The organism is Pseudomonas sp. GM49, from assembly GCF_000282355.1.
GTDB lineage: Bacteria > Pseudomonadota > Gammaproteobacteria > Pseudomonadales > Pseudomonadaceae > Aquipseudomonas.
The window spans coordinates 1-24940 of the sequence record NZ_AKJL01000132.1; the positions used below are offsets into that span (position 1 = coordinate 1).

Annotated in this window: 20 protein-coding genes; 10 read left to right on the forward strand and 10 right to left on the reverse strand. The window is 60.1% G+C overall.

All coding sequences use genetic code 11. The features are described from left to right. Positions 1 to 52: 52 nt before the first annotated feature. The 6 genes from PMI29_RS16580 to PMI29_RS16555 all read right to left on the reverse strand — a co-directional run bounded on the left by PMI29_RS16580 (position 53) and on the right by PMI29_RS16555 (position 6799). The gene (locus PMI29_RS16580; RefSeq protein WP_007997415.1) at positions 53 to 1435 is read right to left on the reverse strand and encodes an LLM class flavin-dependent oxidoreductase; all 1383 of its coding nucleotides are present in this window, start codon (positions 1433 to 1435) and stop codon (positions 53 to 55) included. A gap of 34 nt (positions 1436 to 1469) precedes the next feature. Further along, a complete protein-coding gene (locus PMI29_RS16575) occupies positions 1470 to 2315 on the reverse strand; it encodes an amino acid ABC transporter permease (protein ID WP_007997416.1) in 846 nt (281 codons plus the stop codon). Beyond that, positions 2312 to 3133: an ABC transporter substrate-binding protein gene (locus tag PMI29_RS16570; RefSeq protein WP_007997423.1), complete on the reverse strand. Its 822-nt coding sequence runs from the start codon at positions 3131 to 3133 to the stop codon at positions 2312 to 2314. Before PMI29_RS16570 ends, PMI29_RS16575 begins: the two co-directional genes overlap by 4 nt. Positions 3134 to 3322: 189 nt before the next feature. Beyond that, on the reverse strand, positions 3323 to 4291 hold the full coding sequence (locus PMI29_RS16565) for a DHH family phosphoesterase (RefSeq protein ID WP_007997424.1): 969 nt from the start codon (positions 4289 to 4291) through the stop codon (positions 3323 to 3325). A gap of 226 nt (positions 4292 to 4517) precedes the next feature. Then, entirely contained in the window at positions 4518 to 5687 is a 1170-nt protein-coding gene (locus PMI29_RS16560; RefSeq protein ID WP_007997426.1) for a sulfotransferase family protein, read from the reverse strand. Continuing rightward, the gene (locus tag PMI29_RS16555) at positions 5684 to 6799 is read right to left on the reverse strand and encodes a DUF1214 domain-containing protein (RefSeq protein ID WP_007997428.1); all 1116 of its coding nucleotides are present in this window, start codon (positions 6797 to 6799) and stop codon (positions 5684 to 5686) included. Before PMI29_RS16555 ends, PMI29_RS16560 begins: the two co-directional genes overlap by 4 nt. Before the next feature lie 209 nt (positions 6800 to 7008). Here PMI29_RS16555 and PMI29_RS16550 point away from each other — a divergent pair, with 209 nt between their 5' ends. The 7 genes from PMI29_RS16550 (at position 7009) to PMI29_RS16520 (ending at position 14040) form a co-directional block, all read left to right on the forward strand. After that, the gene (locus PMI29_RS16550) at positions 7009 to 7479 is read left to right on the forward strand and encodes an SRPBCC domain-containing protein (protein WP_007997429.1); all 471 of its coding nucleotides are present in this window, start codon (positions 7009 to 7011) and stop codon (positions 7477 to 7479) included. After that, positions 7421 to 8488 carry a sulfate adenylyltransferase subunit CysD gene (gene cysD, locus PMI29_RS16545; protein ID WP_274517872.1) on the forward strand — a complete coding sequence of 356 codons (1068 nt, stop codon included), beginning with the start codon at positions 7421 to 7423 and terminating at the stop codon, positions 8486 to 8488. Before PMI29_RS16550 ends, cysD begins: the two co-directional genes overlap by 59 nt. Then, a complete protein-coding gene (cysN, locus tag PMI29_RS16540; protein WP_007997433.1) occupies positions 8488 to 10380 on the forward strand; it encodes a sulfate adenylyltransferase subunit CysN in 1893 nt (630 codons plus the stop codon). Before cysD ends, cysN begins: the two co-directional genes overlap by 1 nt. A gap of 155 nt (positions 10381 to 10535) precedes the next feature. After that, on the forward strand, positions 10536 to 11708 hold the full coding sequence (locus PMI29_RS16535) for a helix-turn-helix transcriptional regulator (RefSeq protein WP_007997434.1): 1173 nt from the start codon (positions 10536 to 10538) through the stop codon (positions 11706 to 11708). 117 nt (positions 11709 to 11825) lie between these two features. After that, on the forward strand, positions 11826 to 12281 hold the full coding sequence (locus tag PMI29_RS16530; protein ID WP_007997437.1) for a glycine zipper 2TM domain-containing protein: 456 nt from the start codon (positions 11826 to 11828) through the stop codon (positions 12279 to 12281). Between the two features lie 330 nt (positions 12282 to 12611). Then, positions 12612 to 13529, forward strand: coding sequence for a LysR family transcriptional regulator (locus tag PMI29_RS16525; protein ID WP_007997439.1), 918 nt, complete (start codon positions 12612 to 12614; stop codon positions 13527 to 13529). 52 nt (positions 13530 to 13581) lie between these two features. After that, a complete protein-coding gene (locus PMI29_RS16520) occupies positions 13582 to 14040 on the forward strand; it encodes a metallophosphoesterase family protein (protein ID WP_007997441.1) in 459 nt (152 codons plus the stop codon). Positions 14041 to 14060: 20 nt separating this feature from the next. Here the strand turns inward: PMI29_RS16520 and PMI29_RS16515 are convergent, their stop codons facing one another. Continuing rightward, on the reverse strand, positions 14061 to 14519 hold the full coding sequence (locus tag PMI29_RS16515) for a winged helix-turn-helix transcriptional regulator (RefSeq protein WP_007997442.1): 459 nt from the start codon (positions 14517 to 14519) through the stop codon (positions 14061 to 14063). 135 nt (positions 14520 to 14654) lie between these two features. Here PMI29_RS16515 and PMI29_RS16510 point away from each other — a divergent pair, with 135 nt between their 5' ends. Next, the gene (locus tag PMI29_RS16510) at positions 14655 to 15887 is read left to right on the forward strand and encodes an MFS transporter (RefSeq protein WP_007997444.1); all 1233 of its coding nucleotides are present in this window, start codon (positions 14655 to 14657) and stop codon (positions 15885 to 15887) included. An 87-nt stretch (positions 15888 to 15974) separates the two neighbouring features. Here the strand turns inward: PMI29_RS16510 and PMI29_RS16505 are convergent, their stop codons facing one another. The 3 genes from PMI29_RS16505 to PMI29_RS32585 all read right to left on the reverse strand — a co-directional run bounded on the left by PMI29_RS16505 (position 15975) and on the right by PMI29_RS32585 (position 20049). Beyond that, positions 15975 to 16553, reverse strand: a complete 579-nt coding sequence (locus PMI29_RS16505) for an eCIS core domain-containing protein (RefSeq protein ID WP_007997448.1) — start codon at positions 16551 to 16553, stop codon at positions 15975 to 15977. A gap of 34 nt (positions 16554 to 16587) precedes the next feature. Further along, positions 16588 to 19485: a sensor domain-containing phosphodiesterase gene (locus tag PMI29_RS16500; RefSeq protein ID WP_007997450.1), complete on the reverse strand. Its 2898-nt coding sequence runs from the start codon at positions 19483 to 19485 to the stop codon at positions 16588 to 16590. A gap of 327 nt (positions 19486 to 19812) precedes the next feature. Continuing rightward, complete coding sequence (locus PMI29_RS32585; protein WP_007997452.1) at positions 19813 to 20049, reverse strand: hypothetical protein; 237 nt, start codon at positions 20047 to 20049, stop codon at positions 19813 to 19815. Between the two features lie 381 nt (positions 20050 to 20430). On the opposite strand from PMI29_RS32585, the gene PMI29_RS16495 reads away from it, so the two are divergent. Together PMI29_RS16495 and PMI29_RS16490 are read left to right on the forward strand one after the other, a co-directional pair. Further along, positions 20431 to 21753: a DUF1329 domain-containing protein gene (locus PMI29_RS16495; protein WP_007997453.1), complete on the forward strand. Its 1323-nt coding sequence runs from the start codon at positions 20431 to 20433 to the stop codon at positions 21751 to 21753. A gap of 315 nt (positions 21754 to 22068) precedes the next feature. After that, positions 22069 to 24940, forward strand: a 2872-nt coding sequence (locus PMI29_RS16490) for a multicopper oxidase domain-containing protein (RefSeq protein ID WP_007997454.1), incomplete at its 3' end; no start/stop codon positions are given.

A 24940-nucleotide genomic window follows, 5' to 3' on the forward strand; every position in this document is an offset into this window, starting at 1 on the left:
TCGCGGGCTCGGCAGCTGCTACAAAGGGTGTCGCGGCTGAGACTGTCCCGTCCTAAAAACCTTTATCAAAACGGAATGAGGCGCCGTAAGCCGAATCCGGTAAATGGTTAGCGCCATCGTCCCGTAACCGAGAACGGAAAGTACCGCTCTGTGGCCGGGTACGATACAAGCCACGTTTCTGCAGTTCAGGAACGACCAGCTCAACGAAGTCCTCAAGGCTGCCCGGGCTGATCAGCGGGTTGAGCATGTAGCCGCTGGTGCCGGAAATACGGGCGTGCTCTTCGATCCGTTCGGCCACTTGTTGCGGCGTTCCCACCAGAATCAGATCACTGCCCCGAGTGATGTTGGCAAAGCGCTGTTTGACATCACCAGCGGTCAAGGGCTTGCCACTGCCATCGGGACGCATCACATAGGAGGTCATGCCTTCGGTGTGAGTAGACAACGCGTCGCTGTCCGCGTAGCGGCTGATGTCGATACCGGTATCGCCGGCATAACTCACCAGTTGCGCCTGCAAGTGATAGTTGTTTTGCAGTTCGTCATATTTGCGCTGGGCTTCGAGCTCGGTCCTGGCCGTGACGATGCGAAGTACCGTCAGTGATTTAACATCCCCGGCGTGACGCCCCCTTGCCCTGGCCTGCGTCCATATATCTTCCAGTCCCTGGCGAATCTCCAGCGGGTTGGACTTGGCGATGAAAATCAGTTCGGCGTGCTTGGCCGCAAACTCGCGACCACGGCCCGACCAACCGGCCTGGATCAGCAACGGTGTGCGTTGCGGTGACGGGGACGTCAAATGCGGCCCGGCCACCCGGTAATGCTCGCCAACATGATTGATCGGTCGCACGCGAACGCCCTTGGCATAGACCTGGCGAGACTTGTCGGCAACCACAGCGTCATTTGCCCAGCTGCCTTCCCAGAGTTTGTAAACGACATCGAGAAATTCTTCTGCGCGTTCATAGCGATCATCGTGCTTGATCATCTGTTCCAGGCCGAAGTTGCGAGCGGCACTGCTCAGGTAGGAGGTAACGATGTTCCAGCCGACCCGGCCATTGGTCAGGTGATCCAGCGTGCTGAAGCGCCGGGCGTGGGTGAAAGGATGTTCATAACTGGTGGTGACAGTGACGCCGAAGGCCAGGTTTTCCGTCACCGCAGCCAATGCCGGGATGATCATCAACGGATCGTTGGCCGGTGCTTCCACCGCCCACTTCATCGCCGCGTCGGCATTACCGCCAAACACATCGTAGAAACCCAGCACATCACCAAAAAACAGCATGTCGAGATGGGCCTGGTCGGCGATGCGTGCCAGGTTCGACCAGTAGCCCAGCGAGTTGATGGTCAGTCGCTCGTCAGCCGGGTGCGTCCAGAGGCTTGGTGCGCCGCCACAGCCAACACTGGCTTGCTCGTATAACGCAAACAACAGAGGTTTTGGATCGGACATCGTAGTACCTGTAAAAAGTCATTGAACGGGCGGGTCAGCGCTGATTCTTGAAACCTTTGCCGTAGTGGCGTTCAAGGCGGTTCTGTATCAACTCCAGTCCAATGGAAAGGAGCCAATAGATAACGGCTGCGGTGGTGAGCATTTCGATGTAGCGGTAGGACGAGCGACCGTACGACTGCGCCAGAAACATCACTTCCCAAACGCCCATCACCGATATCAACGATGAGTCCTTGAGCATTGAAATGAACTGACTGGTTGTCGGGGGAATGATCGTGCGCATGGCTTGCGGCAGGACGATGTGCAGAAACGTTGCCGCAGGCCTCAGACCCAGCGCCATCGCCGCTTCGCGCTGTCCGGGTGCTACAGCCATGATGCCGGCACGAAAAATCTCGCTGAGGTAGGCACCATAATTGAGCGAGAGCGCAATGATCCCCGCGCTGATGGCGCCAGGAACTACCCCCAACTGCGGCAGACCCAGGTAGATCAGCAGAATTTGAATCAGCAGTGGAGTACCGCGAAAAAAGGACGCATAGAAACTGGCAACGCCGAAAGCCACTGCACTGCGGGACAGGCGCGCCAGTGCCGTCACGAAGCCAAGGAGCAACGAAAGCCAGATCGAACAGAAGCACAAAAACAGCGTCAGTGCGGCGCCTTGCAAGAAACCGTCAGGCCCCGGATGCAGACCGATCAGATTGGGCAACTTCTCCAGAATGATCGAGAGCTTCAGATCGAAGCTCATGAAAAACATGACGCACAGGCCGAACAACACTGTCCAGGTCAAATACAGGCGAGTGCGAAAACCAGGTAGCTGGCTGAAACGACGCGTCTCGGTTTCGGGGGCGACAGCCGCCTTGGCCGGGTGTGGATTGAGGGCTGTCATTGGCTGATATCGGCACCGATCCACTTCTGTGAAATCTTGCTTAATGTGCCGTCGGCCTTGAGCTGGGTGACGACCTCAGTGACTTTGGCATTCCATTGCGGATCGCCCTTTTCGATCGCTACCACGTTGGGTTCTGCATACAGCGTGTCGCCAGCAATTTTAAAGCGAGGATCCTGGGCGATGCGTTCGCGGGCAGTGATTAGGTTGGTGACCATGGCATCCAGGCGCACGCCCGTGCCCAGGGCCAGATCCTGGAAGGCTACTGTTTCGTTGTCGTATGGCGCGACCTGGACGCTTTCGAATGGATAACTCAACGGCTTGTCCTCGGCGCCCTCAATCACCAGATCCTTGTTCAAATAGGCTTCATAGGTCGACGCACTGATCACACCGACTTTTTTACCTGACAGATCCTTGCCCGTGACAATGTTCTTGTCTTTGGCATTCACCACGATCACGGCCGGGGACTGGTAATACTCCACCGGGAAGTCGAACACTTCGGCCCGTGCCTTGCTCGGGGTCATCGAGCAGACGCAGATGTCATATCGTCCGTTCCAGTGTCCGGCAGCGATGACATCCCAAGACGGTGTTTGCAGCGTCAGCTTCACCCCTAGCCGTTGCGCAACGGCCTTGGCGACATCGACGTCAAAGCCGTCCAGTTGGTTCTGTTCATTGAGAAAGGAGAATGGCGGATAGCTTTCCATCAGAACGCCGGTCAGCTCCCCGCTCCTGGTTACGCGATCCAGAGTGGAGCCCGCGAAAGCTGTCGAGCATGTAGCCAGCAATGCCAAGCCAAAAGGTAAAAGCGCCTTAGTTTTCACAGACAAGTGCTCCAATCGATTCAAAATACTGAATAGATTAAAACGCACTATAAAAATAGTTTGTACTTCCTTTATGGAATATAAGACTACGTTCAAGCTATATTGGATCGAGTGTTTCAGGCGCTTGCACCGCTGACTCCTGGTGGTAAGCAACGCCCCGACCGAACAGGTCCGGGCGTTGCTCTTTGCTCAGCGATAGCAATCGAGCAGGCGTGCGGCGACTTCCTTCAATTGCGCGTTGGCCAGACGGTTGATCCCGGCAGCACGCTTGCGCCCTCCCCCCGTTGGAAACTGCCGGCAGAAGGCATCCGCCGCCAACCCGGCCTCTTCCGGTACTCGCAGGCTAAACGACCAGTCGCCGTCCGCCCTGGCGCTGAGCAAGCCGATCGCCTTGCGCGGTGAGCCGGCCGCCAGCTGGTTGGCCAACACGCCACTGACCCGCCGCGCCCAGGGTTGCGCGGGCAGGCGGTACAGCCGCGCACCCCGGCCTTCGTGCCAGGGTTCAAGGCCAGCGGCAGCGGCCATGTCGGCGGCGTGGCCGATACGCAGGGTGTTGAAGCTTGCGCTGTGGCGGATGAAATCCCGCGGGTCGTGGTAAGGCAGCAGCTCGGCGGCCAGCGCCAGCGGTTCGAAATGCAAGTCCGACAGGCTGTCGCCATAGGCGTTGTAGTTGAGCAGCAGTCCCAGTTCCTCCAGGGCCTTCACCTCATCGTTGGCCAGACCATGCTGCGCCGCCAGCGCCCACGCCGGGCCAGCCAGGCCGTCACCAAAGGCGGCGGCCACCGCCCAGCGATGATGACGCCCGTCCAGCCAGGTGTTGACCAACAGGCTGGTACACACCTGGCTGGCAGTGTCGATGAAGGACTCAAATGCCGGGTGCCGCGGCAGCTCGCCGGCAAAGTGGTGGTCGAAGTAGCGTACCCGGGCGCCGGCGTCGAGCAGGCGCCGGGTGGCCTCGCGGTTCTGCTCGTGGGCCACGTCCAGCACCGTGACCCGCTCGCCGGGCCCGGCCTGGACCCGACGTAACAGTTCGATGTCGCGCTTGACCCCGCTGACCAGGCGCACCTGCGGATCCAGTTCGCCGGCCAGGCGCAACTGCTGCAGGGCGCAGAGACCGTCGGCATCGCCATTGAAGGCGCAGTGATCGATTGTGTTCATCTGCCCTCCTCCTCAGTGCATGACATCGCCGCCGTTGGCATCGAGTTGCGCGCCATGGATTGCACTGGCGTAGTCCGACGCCAGAAACAACGCAGCGCGGGCGCACTCCTCCTCACTGCGCATGCGCCCGCCAGGGCCAGTTTGATACCGAGGCCGACGCCCGAGACCATCACGACTTTGTCTTCAAGCAGCATGGGATGAATCCTCTTATTGTTAAGGGACAGGCTCAGGCGCCCAGATGCCGGGCGCGGTACTCGGCGTAGTCACGTTGCAACAGTGCGTCGCTGAGGCCGAACTGGTCAGGGCTGTAGTGATGGGCCGCGCGGTTTTCCCGGCCGTTGGCGGACAACCATTGCCCCATGGCTGCCTGAACCTTTGGCGTGCATTCAAGGCCGGCGAAGCGATAGATGCGCTCGACCACTGCCTGGGGCGCGGCCAGGGTGTCTTCGAACCGCACATCGAGAAAGCGCTCGGCCGGCATGCCTTCACGCACCGCCATGGCATGGCGCAAGGCCCGAGCCATGCGCCGGTTCCACTGCTCGCCGACGGCTTCGGCATTGGCCTCGTCGCTGTACAGCTGCCACAGGGTATGGATGAAGCTGGCCAGCGAGGGAATGGTCCTGGCCGGTTCGCGATGGGTGAGCACCACCTGCGCCCCGGGGAACACTTCGAACAACAGCTCAAGGGTATGCAGGTGCTGCGGGCTCTTGAGCAACCAGCGCCGGCCAGGGGCGATGCCACGGCGTGCCTGCTGCCATTGCAGGAACTGCAAGGTACGCTTGAGGTAACGGTAGACCTGGGTCTGGTCCTGACGGTCGAGCCAGGCGGTGTAGCCGGGGACGTTGACGTAGGAGTCCATGGCGCAGAGGAACGAGTGCTCCATCAACATGAACTCTTCGTCGGGCTGCTCGGCGTCCAGTGGGTGGATGGCCAGCAACTGCGGAAGGAACTCGATCATCGCCGCCACTTCGGCGCGTGCCCGGCCGAGGCGCTGCAACGGCTGCTCCAGGGTCTCCCCGCTAAGCGGCGCCGGGTAACGGGTTTCCCACCACTGCGCCTTGCTGAACTGCGGGTCCACCGCCAGGGTGCGTTGCAACAGTGTGGTGCCGGTGCGTGGCAGGCCGACGATCACCAACGGGTCGTTGATTTCCAGTTCGAGGATTTCCGGGAAGCGTCGACAGTGATCTTCGATCACCAGGCGGTTGACCAGTTGCGCCAGCAGCTTCTCGCGCAACAGCGCACGCCCCCGGGACGATAACCGCGCTTCCTGTTCCAGGGCCTGCGCCAGTACCTGCAGGCCCTGGCGGAAATCACCCGGGCCGAAATCGTCAAGGCCACCTGCGCGAGCGCTGGCCTCGGCCAGCAGCAGGTCCGGAGAAAAATCGTTGCCGCTCATACTGCCAGCTCCTTGAGGTCATTGAGTTTGACCACGCGGGTGGTCGGGTGAACCGGTTGCCTGGCGCCGACCCAACGCAGGCACAGGGTGCCGTGAGGATGGCCGGCGGTTTCCAGCCAGTTGGCCAGGCCCGGGTCACGGTGGCTGAGGACCATGCGCAGGCTGCCGTCCGCCGCAAGCTGCGCCGAGTGCTTGTTAAGGCAGATGCGGTGGTAGCGGTAGTCGAGCGACTCCATCCAGTAGTTGTTGATCTGCAGGTTCCAGAAGTCGCAGGCCGGCACTTGGGCAACCTCGATCAGCAGCGCTTCGTCGTCAGCCAGCGCCCAGCAGGAGTGGTAGTAGAAGATGTTGGGGTCGCCACCCACGGCCTGGCACAGCGCCTGGTCGGCAGGCGGCAGCTGGTTGCTGTGCTGCTGGTAACCCTGAGCCCAATCGGCGAACAAGCGCGCGGTGTTCTCGACGAAACTGCCGACCCGCTGCAGGCTTTGCTGCAGACGCGCGGCATCCAGCGGCGCGGGTGCCTGGCTGGCCAGCAGGCGCTCGATGCGCAGCTGCGCCGGCTGTTCGCTGCTGCGATCGAGAAAGGTCTGGCGCACGATCAGCGCGTTGCTCTGCGGCTCAAGAGGCAGCCAGTTGCCGCTGGCCGGCGGGCGCTGGCTGAGGATGATCTCGAAATTGCCCTCGGCATCCAGCTGCAGTTGCCCGGCGTCGATAAAACCGGTCTGGATCATCTTGCCGTCAGTCTCGTAACCCCCCTTCTGCGAGCCGAAGCTCAGGTAGGCGACACTGCCGCGCTGGCCGCTGACCCGGTATTCGTGCTCGCCGTTCAGTCGCGCATAGCGGTACAGGTTGTCGGGGTTGTCAGCGCCGATCTTGGCGGTTTCGTGGGAGGGGGTGATGAAGCCGGGGAAGTCTGGGTCGGCGAATTCCAGGTGCATATCCAGGGCGATGCGCAACAAGCGGGTGAGGTAGCGAAAGCCTTCGGCGCGGGTCTGCTCGTCGGCCGGGGCTTCGGCGCGCAGTATCTGATTGCCGCTGCGGAGCAACTGCTCGCAAAACCGGGTCCAGGTCTCACCGCTGATGACTTCCTGTTGGGGGGTGTCTGTAGCCATGTCAGTCTCCTCTGCCGGCGGAGGGCCCGCCGCTGTACACGACCTTAGGGAGAAGCCCGGCAACGGTTCTTCGTCCGTGCGGACTAAGCGCCCGATCTAGTCCAGGCGGACGAGGAGCCGCCGGGTACAAGCGGTGAGGATCGCGCCTGAGCCCAGGGCTCACTGGCGCCACGGCCCGTGGCGCGCAGTCATCCTCACAGGAGCCAACCATGAGCGCAGAAAAAAACCTGGTCCGTTCGCTGACCGTAGACATCGCCGCCCCCGCCGAACTGGTCTGGGCGATCCTCATCGACCTGCCCGCCTACCCGCAGTGGAACCCCTACACGGTCAAGGTCGAGTCGAGCCTGGTGCTCGGCGAGCGGGTCAACCTGTTCCTGCCCAATCCGGGGCGGCCAGGTGAACTGCTGCACGTGATCGAGTACCTGGCGGACTTCGAACCCCACCGGTTACTCGCCTGGGAGATGTATGCCAACGCCGACAATCCCGACGCTGCCCGTCGCGAGCAGCACATCGAGCGCACCGGCACGGCAAGCTGCCGCTACCACACCACCGACCAGTTCCTTGGCCCCACCGCCGACCAGGTCATGACCGATCATGGCGCCTGGGTGCAACAGGGCTTCGATGCCGTTGCCCGCGCGCTCAAAATCCGTGCCGAGACGCTGTACGCGTCCGCCGCGTGACCTTCATCTGCCGGCGCATCCTCGTCCGAGCAGACGAAGATGCGCCGGTGGTGCTTTACCTACCGTGGCGTTCAGCCGGAGCCGAACCCGGCAGAACTCGAGGAGGTATTCGATGTTGACTCATCTGCAATGGCTGGAAGCGGAAAGCATTCAGATCATCCGTGAAGTGATAGCCGAGTGTGAAAACCCTGTGATGCTGTACTCCATCGGCAAGGACAGCGCCGTCATGCTGCACCTGGCGATGAAAGCGTTCGCCCCGGGCAAACCGCCCTTCCCCTTGCTGCACGTGGACACCACCTGGAAGTTTCGCGAAATGATCGCTTTCCGCGACCAGACCGTGGAACGCCTGGGGCTTGAACTGCTGGTGCACATCAACCCCGAAGGCGTGGAAAAGGCCATCGATCCTTTCACCCACGGCTCGGCCCTGCACACTGACGTGTGGAAGACTCAAGGCCTGAAACAGGCCCTGGACCACTATGGTTTCGACGCCGCTTTCGGCGGTGCTCGTCGTGACGAAGAGAAATCGCGGGCCAAGGAGCGGGTGTTCTCGTTGCGCTCCGGGCAACATCGCTGGGACCCCAAACAGCAGCGCCCCGAACTCTGGCGTTTGTACAACACCCGCAAGCGCAAGGGCGAAAGCCTGCGGGTATTCCCGTTGTCGAACTGGACCGAGCTGGATATCTGGCAATACATCTACCTCGAACAGATCCCCATCGTGCCGCTGTACTTCGCCAAGGAGCGTCCAGTGGTGAGCCGTGAAGGCACGCTGATCATGGTCGACGACGAGCGCTTGCCGCTGCTGCCGGGAGAAACCCCGCAAATGCGCAAGGTGCGCTTCCGCACGCTTGGCTGCTATCCGCTGACCGGCGCCATCGACAGCGACGCCGACAACCTGCCGGCGATCATCAGCGAAATGCTGGTAAGCCGCACCTCGGAACGCCAGGGCCGGCTGATCGACAGCGACTCGGCCGGTTCGATGGAGAAAAAAAAGCAAGAGGGGTATTTCTGATGAACGTTCTGACCGACACCTTCAATGGCGACCTGACGCCTTACCTGGAACAGCAACAGAACAAGCAACTGCTGCGCTTCATCACCTGTGGCAGCGTCGACGATGGCAAAAGCACACTGATCGGTCGCCTGCTTTATGAATCCAAGGCACTGTTCGAGGACCAACTGGGTCAGCTCGAAGTCGATTCGAAAAAACTCGGCACCCAAGGCGACGAACTGGATTTCGCCCTGCTGGTCGACGGCTTGAGCGCAGAGCGCGAGCAAGGCATCACTATCGATGTGGCCTATCGTTTCTTCGCCACCGACAAGCGCAAGTTCATTGTCGCCGACACCCCCGGCCACGAACAGTACACGCGCAACATGGTCACTGGCGCCTCGACCGCGGACCTCGCGGTGATCCTCATCGATGCACGCCAGGGCCTGTTGACCCAGACCCGTCGGCACAGTTATCTGGTGTCCCTGCTGGGCATTCGCAAGGTCGTTGTCGCCATCAACAAGCTGGATCTGGTGGGCTTTTCACAAGCGGTGTTCGAACGCATTGAAACCGACTATCGCGCGTTCGCTGCGCAGATCGGCCTGCATGACATTCAGTGCATTCCGCTCTCTGCGCTACGTGGCGACAATATGCTCGAGGCCAGTGCGAACACCCCCTGGTATCAGGGGCCGACCCTGCTCCAGCATCTGGAGAACGTCCCTCTGGAGCAGGCTCGGCAAGTCGAGGCGGCGTTTCGCCTGCCCGTACAGTGGGTAAACCGGCCCAATCTGGATTTTCGTGGCTACTGCGGCAACGTAGTCGCAGGCAGCGTCAACGTGGGTGATCGCATTCGGGTGCTGCCATCAGGGCAACAGAGTGAGGTCACCGGGATCTTCGGTAGCGCCGGGGAACAGCAACAAGCCCTGTGCAATCAGGCTGTCACCCTTGTTCTCAAGGATGACATCGATATCAGCCGTGGCGATTTGATTGCTCTGGCCGACGCACCACCGGCAGTGGCCGACCAGTTCGAGGCGACTCTGGTGTGGATGGACGAAGAACCGATGCTGCCCGGGCGTCCTTACTTGATGAAGATCGGTTGCCGGACCATCAGCATGAGCTGTGCCAACCTCAAGCACCGGATTGATGTGAACAGCCTGGAGCATCTCGCGGCCAAAACCCTGGAACTGAACGGTATCGGCGTGTGTAACCTGCACCTGGACCGGCCGATCGCCTTCGATGCCTATACCGACAACCGCGATACGGGCGGCTTCATCGTCATCGACCGTTTAAGCAACCGTACGGTGGGCGCCGGCATGCTGCACTTTGCCTTGCGCCGCGCGCAGAACGTGCACTGGCAGGCCATCGACGTCAACCGTGAAGCCCATGCGACGCTGAAGGGCCAGTCGCCGCGAATCCTGTGGTTCACCGGGTTGTCCGGTGCAGGCAAGTCGACCATCGCCAATCTGGTGGAGCGCAAGCTGCATGCCCTTGGGCGACATACTTACCTGCTCGATGGCGACAATGTGCGCCATGGCCTGAATCGCGACCTGGGCTTCACTGAAGTCGATCGGGTAGAGAATATCCGCCGGGTTTCGGAAGTGGCAAAACTGATGCTCGATGCCGGCTTGATCACTTTGGTGTCGTTCATTTCGCCTTTCCGTGCCGAGCGTGACATGGCACGTGGCCTGGCGGGTGACGGCAACTTCCTTGAAATATTCGTTGATGCGCCACTGGCCCTGGCCGAACAGCGCGACCCCAAAGGCCTCTACCAGAAAGCCCGGCGCGGTGAGTTGAAAAACTTCACCGGGATCGACTCACCTTATGAGGTACCCGTAGCGCCGGATATTCATATCGACACCCGGAGCGAGTCGGCCGAGGCCGCCGCCGAACGTATCGTCGAGGCGCTGCTGGCACTGTAACGGCCAATGGGCGCAGCGCTGCACCGGCTGGCGTCGGTGTATCCGCTGCGCCTATCACGCCCCGCATCAACCCGCCTGAGCCAAACGGACGATTTTCCCTGTATGGGTGCGATCGATACTCCAGCGACAAAAACAAGCAGTAGCGAGGCGCATACATGACCGTTCCTTCTCCGGTCTGCAAGGACCTCCCCCCCGACACGGACATTTCATCCGCAGAGCTCAGCAGCTTGCTTGCGCTCGTCTACCACGGTCCGCTGGAGTCCACCCCCTGGTCCGGCCTGCTGGGAACCTTGCGTCAACGTTTCGAGGCCAGTTTCTTCACCCTGGTACTGCGCAATCCCGACCATGAACGACCAGGGCTGATCGTCAACGCCTCGATTCATGGCCCCTTGCTGCCGGGAGAACCGTCCTATAGCGAGAACTACTTCTCGATCTGCCCCTTCATCGACTGGCCTGTCGAGCAGGTGGCCACAGCCGACCAAGTGCTGGGGACCGATGTCTGGCTGGCCCATGACTTCTACCGCAACTACCTGCAACCGCTTGACCTGCGCCACGTGCTGGTCGCCAACATGCGCACTTCCACGGGCATGCACTGCGCCCTGTTCGTCTGCCGCAATCACGCCAGTCGAGACTTCGATACCGCGGAGATCGCCCTGATTCGCCTGCTCCTGCCACACCTGCAACAAGCAGTGGATTTGCATTCGGCCGTAGAGCAACTCGAATCCGAGCGCCAACTCTATGCTGCCACCATCGACCGTCTCATGGTGGGCACGGCGATTCTCGACGAAAGTGGAAGAATGATGCGATGCAACCGCGCCGCCCAGCGCCTGTTCGACAGTCGTGACGGCCTGGAGTGTAAAAACGACAAGCTCTGTGCCTTTGCCAACCATGAGAACCGCAGTATTCAGCAAGCCATCCAGGCGGTACTGAAACAGCGTCAGCGCGGCCTCGATGATATCGAGGTGCTGACCTTGTCCAGGCCCAGTGGGGCAATGCCACTGAATTTACTGCTGCGCCCCATCCCCGTGAGCTATCAATCCCGCAGCGGCGCACGGCGTCCTGCCGTAGCGGTGTTCATTCGCGACCCGGCGGACTCACCGCAGGCATCGCACAACCTGCTGCGCAGCCTGTTCCAGTTGACACCGACAGAAGCCGAAGTGGCCATGCTGGTAATGGACGGGCAAACGCTCGATGAAACTGCCGAGGCGCTTGGCGTTTCACGCAACACCGTGCGGGCCCATTTGCGCGGTGTCTTCGCGAAGACCGGGGCTACCCGCCAGGCCCAACTGGTCAAGACCCTGCTAAACAGTGTTGCGTCACTGGGATAATGACTCACGAACCTGAAGCGCTTTGCGCAGCCAAACAACCGCGTGAATCAGGCTTTTTCGTCTAACGTGAATGGATGCGTTTGCAAGATCCACTTCCTCTGAAAATGGAGTTTGACGATGAAAACTTTCGCGTCCTGGCTGACGGTTGCGCTTTTTGGTCTGGTGCTTGGCGGCTGTGCCGCGGTTGGCGCCGGGGGCGGAGGCGCTGGCGAGATGGAGATTCGTTCGGGGAAAATCGAGCAGATTACACAGACCCAGATGCAGACCAATCACGATAGCGGCGTCGGCGCCATATTGGGCGGTATTGGCGGTCTGGGCCTTGGAAGCCTGATCGGCAAGGGTACCGGCCGGGATGTGGCGATGGTCGCCGGTGCCCTCGCTGGTGCGGCGGGCGGCAACTACGTCGAAAAGAAAAAATATGATCAGCCCGTGGACGCACAGCAGATCATCGTTCGCACCCACAGCGGTGTACTGGTTCAGGTGACCCAGCCGATCAACCCGGTACTGAAAAAAGGCATGAACGTTTATGTCGAGGGTGCCGGAAACGAAGCGCGGGTGGTGCCACAAAGTTAGGGGCGGATATGGACGTTGCGCACCAGACTAAATTGCTGCGCAACATCATCATGGCGAGCGTCGAGGCTTGGGTCACGTCGGAACGGCTCTGTTCAGAGGTGGCGCAATGAGCAATGTTTGCAGAAGTCGTCATGGGGTATTTCCTTCACTCGGGTGCGATTGGACTTGAACCGCCCGGGTGAGGAAATGTTGCGCTTGGTCAACTAACCTGAATAATTGACTAATTCAGATCCTTAGATTCGATAATCTGGAAAAGCAAGCCCGCATAACCGGTAGTGGAGAGATCAATAGTGCAATGTTCCGAGCGACGTCTGGTTCAAGGAAACAGGCATGATCTCTGACCCGGGAACACCGACACTGGACCAACTACGGGTGTTCCTGACGGTCGTGGAAGTCGGCAGTTTTGCCGCGGCCGCCAGAAAACTGCACCGCGCCACCTCAGTCATCAGCTACTCGATCGCCAACCTGGAAATGCAGCTCGGCGTGTCGCTGTTTGACCGCCAGACCACCCGCAAACCCCAACTCACCGATGCCGGCCGCACCGTGCTGGCCGAAGCCAGAACCATCGCCAACGGTATTCATGGATTACGCGCCAAGGTCAAAGGCCTGCTCCAGGGACTCGAAGCCGAAGTTCACGTGGTGCTCGATGTCATGCTGCCCCCCGAGCGCGTGGTGGACGCGCTCAAATCCTTTCGCGAAGAGTTCCCTACCGTTGCCCTGCACCTGCATATGGAAGCGCTCGGCGCCGTTACTGAACTGGTGATCAACCGCGGCGCAATCGTTGGCGTCAGTGGCCCCATGAACGAGGGCATCGACGGTATCGAAAGAATGGGCGTCGGCAGTGTCGAGTTGATTCCGGTGGCGGCCCCGAATCATCCACTGGCCTCAAGCGACTCGAACGCTCCGGGCGCCGGGCGAGAGTTCACTCAACTGGTGCTGTCCGATCGCTCGCTGCTGACCAGGGACAAGGATTTCGCCGTGCTCAGCAACCGCACCTGGCGACTGGCGGACCTGGGCGCCAAGCACATGCTGCTGCGTGAAGGCATCGGTTGGGGGAACATGCCAGCCCCGATGGTCCAGGAAGATCTGCAGAGCGGTCGACTCGTGCAACTGAACATTCCGGAATACAAAAGCGGAAAATATGCCTTCGACGTCATCTACCGCACGGATCTGCCACCGGGGCCCGCCGCGCGGTGGTTGATTGACCGTTTCGTTCAACAAAGCGCGGCGCAGGAGGCATCCGCTTGAGCGCGTTACTTGTCGATTTTCTGGAACCAGAATGCCACTCGAGCCGCCCGCGATGAAAGTCGGCGTCATCTCCGACACCCACGGCTTGCTCCGCCCGCAAGCCATTGCCGCCCTGCAAGGCTGTGATCGCATCATTCACGCGGGCGACATTGGTAGCGCGCAGATCCTCGACCAATTGGCCGCTATCGCACCGGTGGATGCGGTGCGCGGCAACAATGACCTGGACGCGCCCTGGGCGCGGGAGTTACCCGATTGTCTGCACCTGGAACTCAACGGCTGGACGGTTTTGCTGGTGCATGACATCGCCGATGTAGCGGCCGATCTTGATAACCGTATCCAGCTGGTGATCTGCGGACACTCGCACAAGCCGTGCATCGACTGGCGCGGTGAGCGGTTGTTCCTGAATCCCGGTAGTGCCGGACGTCGACGCTTCAAGTTGCCTGTCACGCTGGCGCTACTTGACGTGCAGGCTCAGTCAATCGAACCCCGGCTGGTGTCACTGCTCGACTGATTCGCCTTCAACCGATCGATTCACGACTCGTCGGCAACCACTCTCACTCTGTGGCAGTCAGACGGACCAAGTTTTCGACCGCTCGACGAGCGAACTTCGATCGGCATCAGGGACTGGCCGAACTCATTGTCGAGCAACACAGAACGCGTCTCTTCCCGCGCGAACAGGAACCGTTCGCCCCACTGCCTCATGCTGACCACCACCGGAAAGATCTCCCGTCCCTTGTCCGTCAGGACGTACTCCTTGTAGGCACTTCCATCCGACGCAGGTTGAACGACGAATACACCGACCTCAACCAACGTTTTCAGGCGCGATGCCAGAATGTTTTTGGCCACCCCCAGGCTTTTTTGAAATTCGCTGAATCGGCGAATGTCGTCAAAAGCGTCGCGAATGATCATGAGTGACCATCGATCCCCAATGGCTTCCAGTGTTCGTGCCACCGGGCATTCGCTGCTTTGCGATGCAGGGTCTACGACCATCGTATTTTCCTTTTGGATAAGGACTGCCAAGTCTGTCGTCCCGTCTTGATCAATGTGGTTGCAATTTGAAACCTGATTCAGCAACAATTGAATCCAGTTTTTAATTGAAACCAGTTTAACGCCACGGAGGCTCACGTGACAGCAGATGCCGATTCAGCCACCCACCCTTTCGTCACGCAGGCTTCGGGGCTTTCCCCATCACTCACGTTGTTATTTTCTGTCACCTGCGCGCTGGCAGTCGCCAACGTTTACTTCGCACAACCCTTACTCGATTCAATGGCGCAGAGCCTGGGTGTCGCCTCATCAATGATCGGATTTGTGGTGACGGCTACCCAGGTTGGTTACGCGCTGGGGTTGCTGTTCATCGTCCCGCTGGGCGACCTGGTAAACCGTAAAGGGCTGATTCTGACGCAAGTGCTGCTGTCTGCGATTGCGCTGGCGGGGGTCGGCGCCGCACAGCAGTGGTTGACCCTGTTGGGCGCCATGATCGCTGTGGGTTTGCTGGCAGTGATGGTTCAAGTACTGGTGGCCTACACCGCCGTGCTGGCAACGCCGTCACAACGTGGCCAGGCCGTGGGGACCGTCACCAGCGGCATTGTCCTGGGCATACTTCTGGCGCGGTTTACTTCTGGGCTGATCGCAGATCTGGCGGGCTGGCGCGCCGTGTATTTCGTTTCCTCGGGATTGATGCTGACCCTCGCGGCAGTGTTCTGGAAAGTCCTGCCTTCGGCAGTGACTCCACGCAGTCGATACACCTACCCGGCACTCATCCGCTCGCTCTTCACGCTGTTCATGACCGAACCGGTCTTGCGAATCAGGGGCCTGCTGGCCTTGCTGATCTTTGCCGCTTTTTCCGTACTTTGGACATCCATGGTGTTGCCGTTGAGCGCCCCTCCGTTGTCGCTTTCACACACGGTCATTGGCATGTTTGGTCTGGCGGGCGTCGCCGGTGCCCTTGCTGCCAGGAGATCCGGTTACTGGGCCGACCAGGGTCTGGGGCAACGGGTGACCGGCATTTCGCTGGCGATCCTGACGCTTTCCTGGTTGCCTATCAGTTTTGCCGAGACGTCGCTGATCGCGCTGGTATGCGCAGTGGTCTTGCTCGACTTCGCCGTGCAAGCCGTACACGTCACCAACCAGAGCCTGATTTTTGCGGCACGACCCGACGCCCAAAGTCGCATGGTCGGTGCCTACATGTGCTTTTACTCAGTGGGAAGCGCACTGGGAGCCGCCGCCGCGACGCAGGTCTATGCGCTATGGGGCTGGATGGCCGTCAGCCTGCTGGGCGCCTTGATCAGCGCGACAGCCCTGGTGCTGTGGTTTCTCACGTTTCATTTCTCAACGATCCATCAAGGAAGATCCGTATGAAAACCCGGTACCTCTTGCCAGGCCACATGTTCTTGCTGGAAAGCGAAACCGGATTCGTCGCTGAGAGAAAGGCAGCTCCACCGCCCGTCAGTAAGTCCCTGCCCGCACCGCCCGCCTGACCTCAGCCTGTATGGCATAGGCCGGCGCCTCCACGGCATTGAAATCCTGTGTATACCGCTGGGCAAATCCCGCCACCCCCCACTCCTGATACTGCTGCACGTGTTTGAGTTCGTGAGCCCAGAGCGCGATGTCCTGTTCTGCTGCTTGTGCGTCCCGGAAGAGGATGATGTCAATCAGCGTCACGGCACCGACATCGGGGTTTTGCAGCATGGCCGTGGCGGCGCTGAACTGGCCGTTGTCGCTGATTCTGTAGCGTGCGGTATCGAGGACACCGGGGTCGTACCAGTGCAGTAGCTGCTCGCGGATGTGCGCTGGAATGGGTTGGGTGCCTGCGTTGGCTGCTTCAGCACGGGCCTGGGTCAGCCACAGCGCCAGGGCCGGCGCCGCGATCTGGTAGATGTCATCAGGCACCACGTCCGGCAGGCAGATGCAGCCGTCCAGGCACACTGGTTTCTCGCCGGCCGGGCAGTCGTTGGTCTGGGCCGGCACTTCAAGCGTCAGGCATAGAACCAGCAGCGCCACCAGGCGCGTAGTGATGGGCAGCATTGGACGCTCCAGGTAGCGGACCGTGGTGAACCCCCTAGCGACCGAGCAGTGAACTCGCCAGCAGCGCCTTCAAGCTCATCGGTTTGGCAAAATGGTAACCCTGCGCCTGCCCTGCGCCCATTTCGCGCAACAAATCCAGTGTCGCTTCATCCTCGACGCCTTCGGCCACCACGCTCAGATCCAGCGATTCGGCCATGCGCACAATCGCCCGGACGATCGCGCGACTGCGGGAACTGGTGGTCAGTTCGAGGATGAACGATTTGTCGATTTTCAAACCGCTGAATCGGTATTGATGCACATAGCTCAGGGAAGAGAACCCTGCACCGAAGTCATCGAGCACCACCGACATGCCGTTGTCCGCCAGTTGCTGCATGGTCTGTCGGGCAATCGCTGGCTCGGCTACCAGCGCCCCTTCGGTCAGTTCCAGGCAGATCCGTGACGGCGAGACCCGGTGCTGCGCCAACAGTGCCAGCACCTCACTGGCGAAGTCCGGACGCGTCATGCTGTAGCTGGAGCAATTGACGTGCACCGCAGGCCAATTGGCGTGCCCGGGCTGTGCGAGGATCGTTGCAACGCTGGTCAGCATGTACAGGTCCAGTCGACCGATCAGGCGCAATCCCTCGACATCCGGCAAGAACTCGCCCGGCGCGATCACCCGGCCGCCCGGCTGATGCCAGCGGATCAGCGCTTCAAGGGCCAACAGTTCGCCGGTTTCGACGCTGACTATCGGCTGGAAATACGGCAGCAGTTCGTCAGTACGTTTGAGCGCGTTGCGCAAGGCCCCTTCTCGCTCGACCTGGTCCGAGACTTCACGGCGCACTTCCTGGTTGAACACCGCGTAGCTGTCGCGCCCGGCACTCTTGACCCGGTACATCGCCGCATCGGCATCGCGCAGCAAGTCGGCGGGCTCGTGATGGAACTGACTGTCGGCGCTGACAATACCGATACTGCAGGACGAAAAAACTTCATGGCCATTGATGAAAAACGGCAGGTCAAACGCCACCAGGATCCGTTCGGCGATTTCGATCACCACGTCCAGCGACGCCTCGGGAGCGAGCACCGAAAACTCGTCGCCCCCCAGGCGTGCCAGCATGTCGGTTTCGCGCAGGCAACCGCGTAAACGGTGAGCCGCCTGCATCAACAGCAGATCGCCAAAATGGTGGCCGAGGCTGTCGTTGACCATCTTGAAGCGGTCGAGATCGATGAACATCACCGCCAGGTGCCCGCCTTCGCTGCCGAACCGCGACCAGGCCAGATTGAGGCGCTGTTGCAGGTAGGTGCGATTCGGTAGCCCGGTCAGCGCATCGTGGGAGTTTTCGTGCTGCAACTTGGCATTTGCGTGATCGAGCTCGCGGGTGCGGCTATGCACCCGGGCTTCGAGCATGAGGTTGGCGGCATGGATCGCTTCGGCGGCCGTGCGTCGCGACAACGCGGTGTCAATGTGCCGGGACACGAACGTCAGCAGTTCCTGGTGACGCAGGGTGTACTGCACCTGCGAGGTATAGCTTTGCACCGCCAGCACGCCACGCACCACATCGCCATCGAACAATGGAATGCCCAGCCAGGAGTAGGACCGGACAGACTCATCGGCCAGTTCAATCTCACCGTGCGCAGACAATCGTTCAGCCTCGTCGGCGTCAATCAGGCACGGTCGACGCTGACGGATAACGTACTCGGTCAGGCCCCGGCACCCACGCCGCGCCACCGGCTGGGTCGTCTGCCGCTCATCGACATAATAGGGAAAGGTCACTTCACCCGTCCCGTCGTCGAACAGTGCAATGTAGAAGTTCTGCGCAAACAGCAGATCACCGACGATGCCATGCAGGGTTTGGAACAATTCGGCCATGTCACCTGGCTGGCTCGACAGTTCGGCAATCTGGAACAGCGCGCTTTGCAAATGTTCGGCGCGCTCTCGGTCAGCCACTTCCTGCCTCAAGGCGTCGTTGAGTGCCGAAAGCTCCAGGGTGCGACGCATCACCGTTTTTTCCAGGTCCTCCCGATGCAGAATCCGGTCCAGCGCCATGGCCACGTGGCGGGCCACCACCAGAAACAGCGCACGGTCTTCAGCACTGTAGATGCGAGAAACGTCGTAGACCTGCATCGCCAGCATGCCAAACACGTCATCCGAGGCGTTTTTCAAGGGCGCGCCCATCCAGAACTCGGGACGCTGGCCCACGCAGTAGAAATGACCCTCGGCTTGCGCCGCGAGAATGCCGGCGGCGTCGATCAGCAACGGCTGGCCAGAGGTCAACACCTGGCCAGTCAACGACAGATGCGAAGGGTCAAGGTATTCGTAGTTCTCGGCCTCCAGGGCTTGCGGGTCAATGATGTCGACGTAATACGGGTAGTCGATCTTGCCGGTGTGCGGGTTATACAGCGCGAGATAGAAGTTCTCGGCGTCGATCAGGCTGGCCAGCAGCCGGTGAACACCCACCAGAAACACTGACCGGTCACGGGTCGAACTGGCCAGGTAGGTAATGTCATACAGCACACGCTGAGTGATCTGCGCACGGGCCAGGGTATTGGTCTGTAGCTGAATGCCCAGGCGCTGGGCAAATTCAGCGAGCGCCGGCTCTGCAGCATCTTTGACTGGCGCCAGTAGCCAACCCAGCACACTTTCGCCTCGACCGGTCGGCCAACGGTGCAAGTTCGAGGCCAGGCAAAAGGCTTCAAACTTTTCATTCGCAACGCTTGAAGGCCATTGCACCAGCCGGTCGCCTTGCCCGACCCAATGCATTTGTTCACCGGCGCGGTAAAACACCCAGGCGGTGGTATGGGCCCAGTTGCGCGCTGAATCCAGCAAGTGTTCGATCGTGTCGTCGTTGTCAGCGTAGGCCTTGCCGACAGTGTCCGGCTTGCCTATCGGTTGAAGTGCGGCAACTTCGCCCTTGCTCGATTGCCGCGGGGAGCCGGTCAATGTACGAAAACTCATCAGCGCTCCCTGAGCCAAAAACTGCCGAAACTCACTGACTGATTGCTAGCAATGTGCCATTGAGCTTCCCGTTTAAAGCTTATAGCGATTTTTTTCAATGATTTTTTGCACTTTAGTGTCGGGTATGAGACGGGCCACAAATTATTCGCTGCCTGTTGTCCGCAAAAGCGCTTCTACGGTGATGTGTTTGTTCGCCCTGGATGACGCAAGATCCGCTGCCTCAGCCATCGGGATAACTCCCTGATGCCAGTCAGTTAAGCGGTAATGCGATCTGTAGCAGCTGCCGAGCCCGCGAGTCGGCAGCTGCTACAAATGACGTTGAACGTATCAGTCGTCGTTGTCATCGCGATCGCGGTAGCGGCGGTGATCGCGATCGCGATCGTAGTCACGACGATCATATCGACGGTCATAACCTTGATCATCGTCCCCTCTTTGGTCGTAACCACGTCGATGATCATGATCGTGATATCGACCGTACCTCTCTCCGTCATCCCAGTGCGGGCCGCAGCCTCCCAACAAGATGGCGCTGGAAATGGCCACGATCAAGATTACTGCGCGATTCATATGAACGTCCTAAGCGTCGGAGGTTTGGAATGGTTACAGCTATGACCATTGGGTAACTCAATGATTCCTCTGGGAAATACAAACAGGTGATGGTCACTCTCAGCTACCGCGCCATCGAATGCATCAGCCTGGTTCCAGGCAGGAGAAATGGCACGTGGTGCAGGTGTGCAGCCGGCCTGAGGCAACCACAGCCACCCTGCCCGCGGAGACAGCCTGGGCCTGTCATGAATAGCCAAGGGACTGTCGTCAAATGAAAAGCGCCCCTGATACGGGGGCTATTTAATGGCAGTACTGAAAAAGCCTCTGGCGATGGAGCCGACGTAAGCGACTGCTCCGCCTGAGTCACGAGTTGCCTGGTATGCCAGGCAGGAGAATAACAATATGAAATTCGTGAAAAGTGTTCTGGCTGCTGTACCCCTCATGGCGCTGGCCATCGATGCCCAAGCCTATGTATCGAGCCAGGAAGCCGCCCGGCTGGGCACCAGCCTGACGTGGGTGGGTGCCGAAAAGGCCGGTAATGCCGATGGCTCCATTCCGCCCTACAACGGTGGCCTGACCACTGCCCCTTCCAGTTTCAAGACCGGCGACAGCATGCGCCCGGACCCCTTTGCGCACGAAAAACCACTGCTGGTGATCAACGGCAAGAATGTCGACAAGTACAAAGGCATGCTGACCGCCACCACCGTAGCGTTGGCCAGGCGCTACCCGGACTTTCGCATCGATGTGTATCCGACCCACCGCACGGCATCGCTGCCGCAGGCGGTTCTGGACAATAGCCGCAAGAATGCCACTGCCGCCAGGTCGCTCAACGGCGGGATCGCCATCGACAATGTGATGCCCGGGGTGCCGTTCCCGATCCCGCAATCAGGCGCCGAAGCGATGTGGAACTTCCTGCTGCGCTACCAGGGTGTCAACATCCATTCCAAGTACGACTCCTGGAGCGTCGACACGGCGGGCGTACCGAGCCTGGCAGTCACCGGCGAAGCATTCGTCTCCTTCCCGATTTACGAGAACATGTCCAAGCCCTTCAACAGCTCCGACATTTACTATCAGTTGAAACTTTCCTATACCGGACCTGCGCGCCGGGCCGGCGAGTCGATCATGCTCAAGAACGCCACCAACCCGACACAGTTTCCTGGCAGGGCCTGGCAATACATGCCTGCCCAGCGCCGCGTCAAACAGATTTCGATCCTGGCCTACGACACACCCAACCCCGGTACTGCCCGTGCGCTCGAACTGTATGACTGGACTCTGGTAGGCAAGCAGGAAATGATCGTGCCCTACAACACCTACAAACTGACCTACGCTCGCGATGCCAAATCGCTGACCACGCCAAACTTCATTGCGCCGGATTTCGTACGCTGGGAAAAACACCGGGTCTACATTGTGGAGGGCAACCTCAAGGCCGGTGCAAAGCACATCTACCAGAAGCGCCGCTTTTACCTGGATGAAGACACCTGGGCCGCGGTGGCCTCCGATCAGTACGACACCAGTGGCCAGCTATACCGTGGCTCCTTCGCGTTCTTCAGCCAGAGCTATGACCAACAGGTCCCGGACGCCACCCCTTTCATGACGTACGACCTGTCGAAAGGCACCTATAACATCAATGGCGTGGTGGGCCCTCATGGCGGCATCCGCTACATCGAGCCGCTTTCGACAGCGCAGTGGGTGCCAGAGTCCATGGCGGGCACCGGTATTCGCTAGGTCCGCGGCGATACAACGCCCGATCAGAAATTGTCCACTTTTCTTAACCCAAACACCCCGCACAATCGCACCCGGTATTGGGGGATATTCCCCGTCATCGGGTTTTTTATCCTGGCTTCACATACGCCTGCTTAAGGCCGGCGGACACGGGGGCGTGGCGTAGAGCCATTAGTCACCTCCTGTCACTTTCGGCGGGAAATATGCATCGTTCCCATCCCGGCTCGAAATCAAACGTTTCGCCAGCCTGGCCAGGAGCAGTGGCTCGTTGCCCATGTATTGCCACGCGCTCCGAGGAACCCGTCAGAGGTGTTTGCGATGAAACTGGATACCGAAAGGTCGAAACCTAGTCCATTGTTCAAAACCAGACTGGCGCTGAGTATCTCTGCTGCCGTGATCATGTTGGGGCTGGGCTTTTCCCAGACCCAGGCAGTCCCCCTCGACAACACCGATCCACCGCCTCCTACCGACCCATCGGCGTTCACCAATCCGCCCGCCGACCCCGATGCCGCATCGCGGGACTTGCTCAAACTGCCTCCCGCAAACGTCGGCGCCTTCGACTTACCCAATGGTGTGACCGGTAACCGCAGGACCCCCTTGGTCGACAATGTGCTGCCACCCGATCAGCAAACCAGCTTCAATATCCCCACTAACGGTAATCCCAGCCCATTGTTCGGCGCTCAACCGTTCACCCAGAAGCTTGAACTTTTCGAGGAATTCGGCTCGAACAAACTGGATGCGACCGACCCGCCATCACCCGTTCCGTTTCCGGTTCCGACGGTGGGCCCCGCACCCGCGCAAGATCCATTGAACGTGGCGCGTAGCGGCCCGTCGCCGGATGCGCTGGATGCCTTTCTCAGGCAGCCGGCATTGACGCCCTTCCCGACAGAGTTCTCCAATGTACTGGACCGCAACCCCTGGAAGGCGCAGATCGAGCTTTTCCTCAATCGCCGAGTCGATTCGCCCGCAGAAGGCCGGCCACCGGGAAAAGGCTGGTCGCACCAGCGTTTCAATGAGTTTTTCCCGCGCGACGCCTTCAAGACGGTGCAAGCCGGCGCGCACGTCAACAGCGGCTTGCGTGATCGCATGCAACGGCATAACTACGCCGTGGGGGAATTCGCGCCCGGCGGGCTCTATCACAACACCAATGGCGAGCCGGCCAACGAGGGCACCACCAAGGGCATTCAGGTGCAGTTTCACCCCAACCTCCCTATCCAGGACCATAATGCGCTGTGGACATTCGACGGCACCTTTCCGCCCAAACTGCTCCAGGTGCGCTACGGCCAAGCGATGCTGATGCGTCATTACGATGCCTTGCCCATTGACCCGTCGGCCAACCGGGGCTTTGGCCTGCACACCCTCACCACCCATGAACATAACGGCCACTCGCCCGCCGAAAGCGACGGCTTTACCAACGCGTTCTTCTTCCCGGGCCAGTACTATGACTATCGCTGGCCGATCCAGTTGGCCGGTTACGACACCATCAACACCACTGCGCAGGACCCACGGGCAGCGTTCCCGTGCGACCCCGGTGAAGTCCTGTTCGTCAACGACGCCAGCCCCGGCTTCAAGACCTGCAACAACGGCACCATCAAGATCCGTGGCGACTGGCGCGAAACCATGAGCACCCACTGGTTCCACGACCACATGCTCGATTTCACCGCGCAGAATGTCTACAAGGGCAACGCGACGATGATGAACTACTACAGCGCCGTGGACCGTGGCAACGAGTCGGTCGACGACGGGGTCAACCTGCGCTTGCCCAGCGGTTCGGGGCTGGGCTGGGGTAACCGTGACTACGACATTAACCTGACGATCGCCGACAAGGCCTGGGACCAGGCCGGCCAGTTGTGGTTCAACCCCTTCAACACCGACGGTTTTCTCGGTGACCAGGTGCTGACCAACTGGGAGTTCAAACCCTTCCTGGACGTACGTGCCCGCCGCTACCGTTTCCGCATTCTCGACGGATCGGTTTCTCGCTACTTCAAGCTGGCGGTGGTGCGTCAGGTCAATGGTAATGATGGCGAGTTTCCTGGCCCGAACAACTCCGGGGTTTCCTATAACCGGGTGCCGTTCCACATGATTGCCAACGACGGCAATATCATGGAGCACGCGGTGCCGTTCGACGGCAGCCTGGACCTCGATGGCGACGGCGACACACAGGACAACAATGCCATTCTGCCGATACTGGGCATTGCCGAACGCTATGACATCGTCATCGACTTCGCGAAAAACGGCATCAACCCGGGCGACAAGATTTTCTTCGTCAACATTGAGGAGCATGAAAACGGCAGGCGTCCAAAACGTGACATTCCATTGGCGGATGTACTTTCCGGGAAGTACCTGCCCGTTGTCAGGCAAACCAGCAACGGGCCACAGTGGGTCAACGGTGACCCGGGCGTGGGCTTGTTCCTGCAACTCAACGTCCAGCCTTACACCGGCCAGGATGTCAGCCTGAATCCGGTCGACTTCGAGCCCGCCAAGCCTGGCAAGCCCGAGGGCAAGGTCATGATCCCCCTGCCCTTGCACCGTGATGACCCTGCCGATATCGCCCGGCTTGCCCAGGCGCGGCACCGCACCTTTATCTTTGGCCGCTCCAACGGCACAGATTTTACGCCCTGGACGATCAAGACCGATGGCGGCAGAGGCTTCAACATGGACCCGCGGCGGATTTCAGCCGCACCACAACTGGCCACCGGCCCGACACCAGCAGGGTTCAAGGGTGAAGGCACGCTGGAAATCTGGAAGATCCAGAACGGCGGCAATGGCTGGACTCACCCGGTACACGTGCACTTCGAGGAAGGGGTCATTCTCACTCGAGGTGGCAAACCGCCGCCAGAATGGGAAAAAGGCGCGCGCAAGGATATCTACCGTGTAGGACGTGATTCCGACAGCCTCGACGATGTCGAAATGGCCATACACATCCGTGAGTTTGCCGGTACCTACATGGAGCACTGTCACAACACCCAGCATGAGGACACGTCGATGCTGCTGCGCTGGGACTCTGAGCACCCGGGCCAGTTCCAATTGATGCCCACACCCTTGCCTAGCTGGGACGGCGTGAAATTCGTGGCCTCGGTAGCGTTGCCGACATTCCGTACGGGAGATGGCGTCGGGCCACAGGTCAATGTCAACAATGACCAAGGAAGTGGCAGCAGCGGCAGCGGCAGCGGCAGCAGCAGCAGCAGCA

Bases quoted from the DNA above. Each gene is read 5' to 3' on its own strand.
- PMI29_RS16580 (WP_007997415.1), bottom strand. From the start codon at position 1,435: ATGTCCGATCCAAAACCTCTGTTGTTTGCGTTATACGAGCAAGCCAGT.
- PMI29_RS16575 (WP_007997416.1), bottom strand. From the start codon at position 2,315: ATGACAGCCCTCAATCCACACCCGGCCAAGGCGGCTGTCGCCCCCGAA.
- PMI29_RS16565 (WP_007997424.1), bottom strand. From the start codon at position 4,291: ATGAACACAATCGATCACTGCGCCTTCAATGGCGATGCCGACGGTCTC.
- PMI29_RS16560 (WP_007997426.1), bottom strand. From the start codon at position 5,687: ATGAGCGGCAACGATTTTTCTCCGGACCTGCTGCTGGCCGAGGCCAGC.
- PMI29_RS16555 (WP_007997428.1), bottom strand. From the start codon at position 6,799: ATGGCTACAGACACCCCCCAACAGGAAGTCATCAGCGGTGAGACCTGG.
- PMI29_RS16550 (WP_007997429.1), top strand. From the start codon at position 7,009: ATGAGCGCAGAAAAAAACCTGGTCCGTTCGCTGACCGTAGACATCGCC.
- cysD (WP_274517872.1), top strand. From the start codon at position 7,421: ATGCCGTTGCCCGCGCGCTCAAAATCCGTGCCGAGACGCTGTACGCGT.
- cysN (WP_007997433.1), top strand. From the start codon at position 8,488: ATGAACGTTCTGACCGACACCTTCAATGGCGACCTGACGCCTTACCTG.
- PMI29_RS16535 (WP_007997434.1), top strand. From the start codon at position 10,536: ATGACCGTTCCTTCTCCGGTCTGCAAGGACCTCCCCCCCGACACGGAC.
- PMI29_RS16530 (WP_007997437.1), top strand. From the start codon at position 11,826: ATGAAAACTTTCGCGTCCTGGCTGACGGTTGCGCTTTTTGGTCTGGTG.
- PMI29_RS16525 (WP_007997439.1), top strand. From the start codon at position 12,612: ATGATCTCTGACCCGGGAACACCGACACTGGACCAACTACGGGTGTTC.
- PMI29_RS16520 (WP_007997441.1), top strand. From the start codon at position 13,582: ATGAAAGTCGGCGTCATCTCCGACACCCACGGCTTGCTCCGCCCGCAA.
- PMI29_RS16515 (WP_007997442.1), bottom strand. From the start codon at position 14,519: ATGGTCGTAGACCCTGCATCGCAAAGCAGCGAATGCCCGGTGGCACGA.
- PMI29_RS16505 (WP_007997448.1), bottom strand. From the start codon at position 16,553: ATGCTGCCCATCACTACGCGCCTGGTGGCGCTGCTGGTTCTATGCCTG.
- PMI29_RS16500 (WP_007997450.1), bottom strand. From the start codon at position 19,485: ATGAGTTTTCGTACATTGACCGGCTCCCCGCGGCAATCGAGCAAGGGC.
- PMI29_RS32585 (WP_007997452.1), bottom strand. From the start codon at position 20,049: ATGAATCGCGCAGTAATCTTGATCGTGGCCATTTCCAGCGCCATCTTG.
- PMI29_RS16495 (WP_007997453.1), top strand. From the start codon at position 20,431: ATGAAATTCGTGAAAAGTGTTCTGGCTGCTGTACCCCTCATGGCGCTG.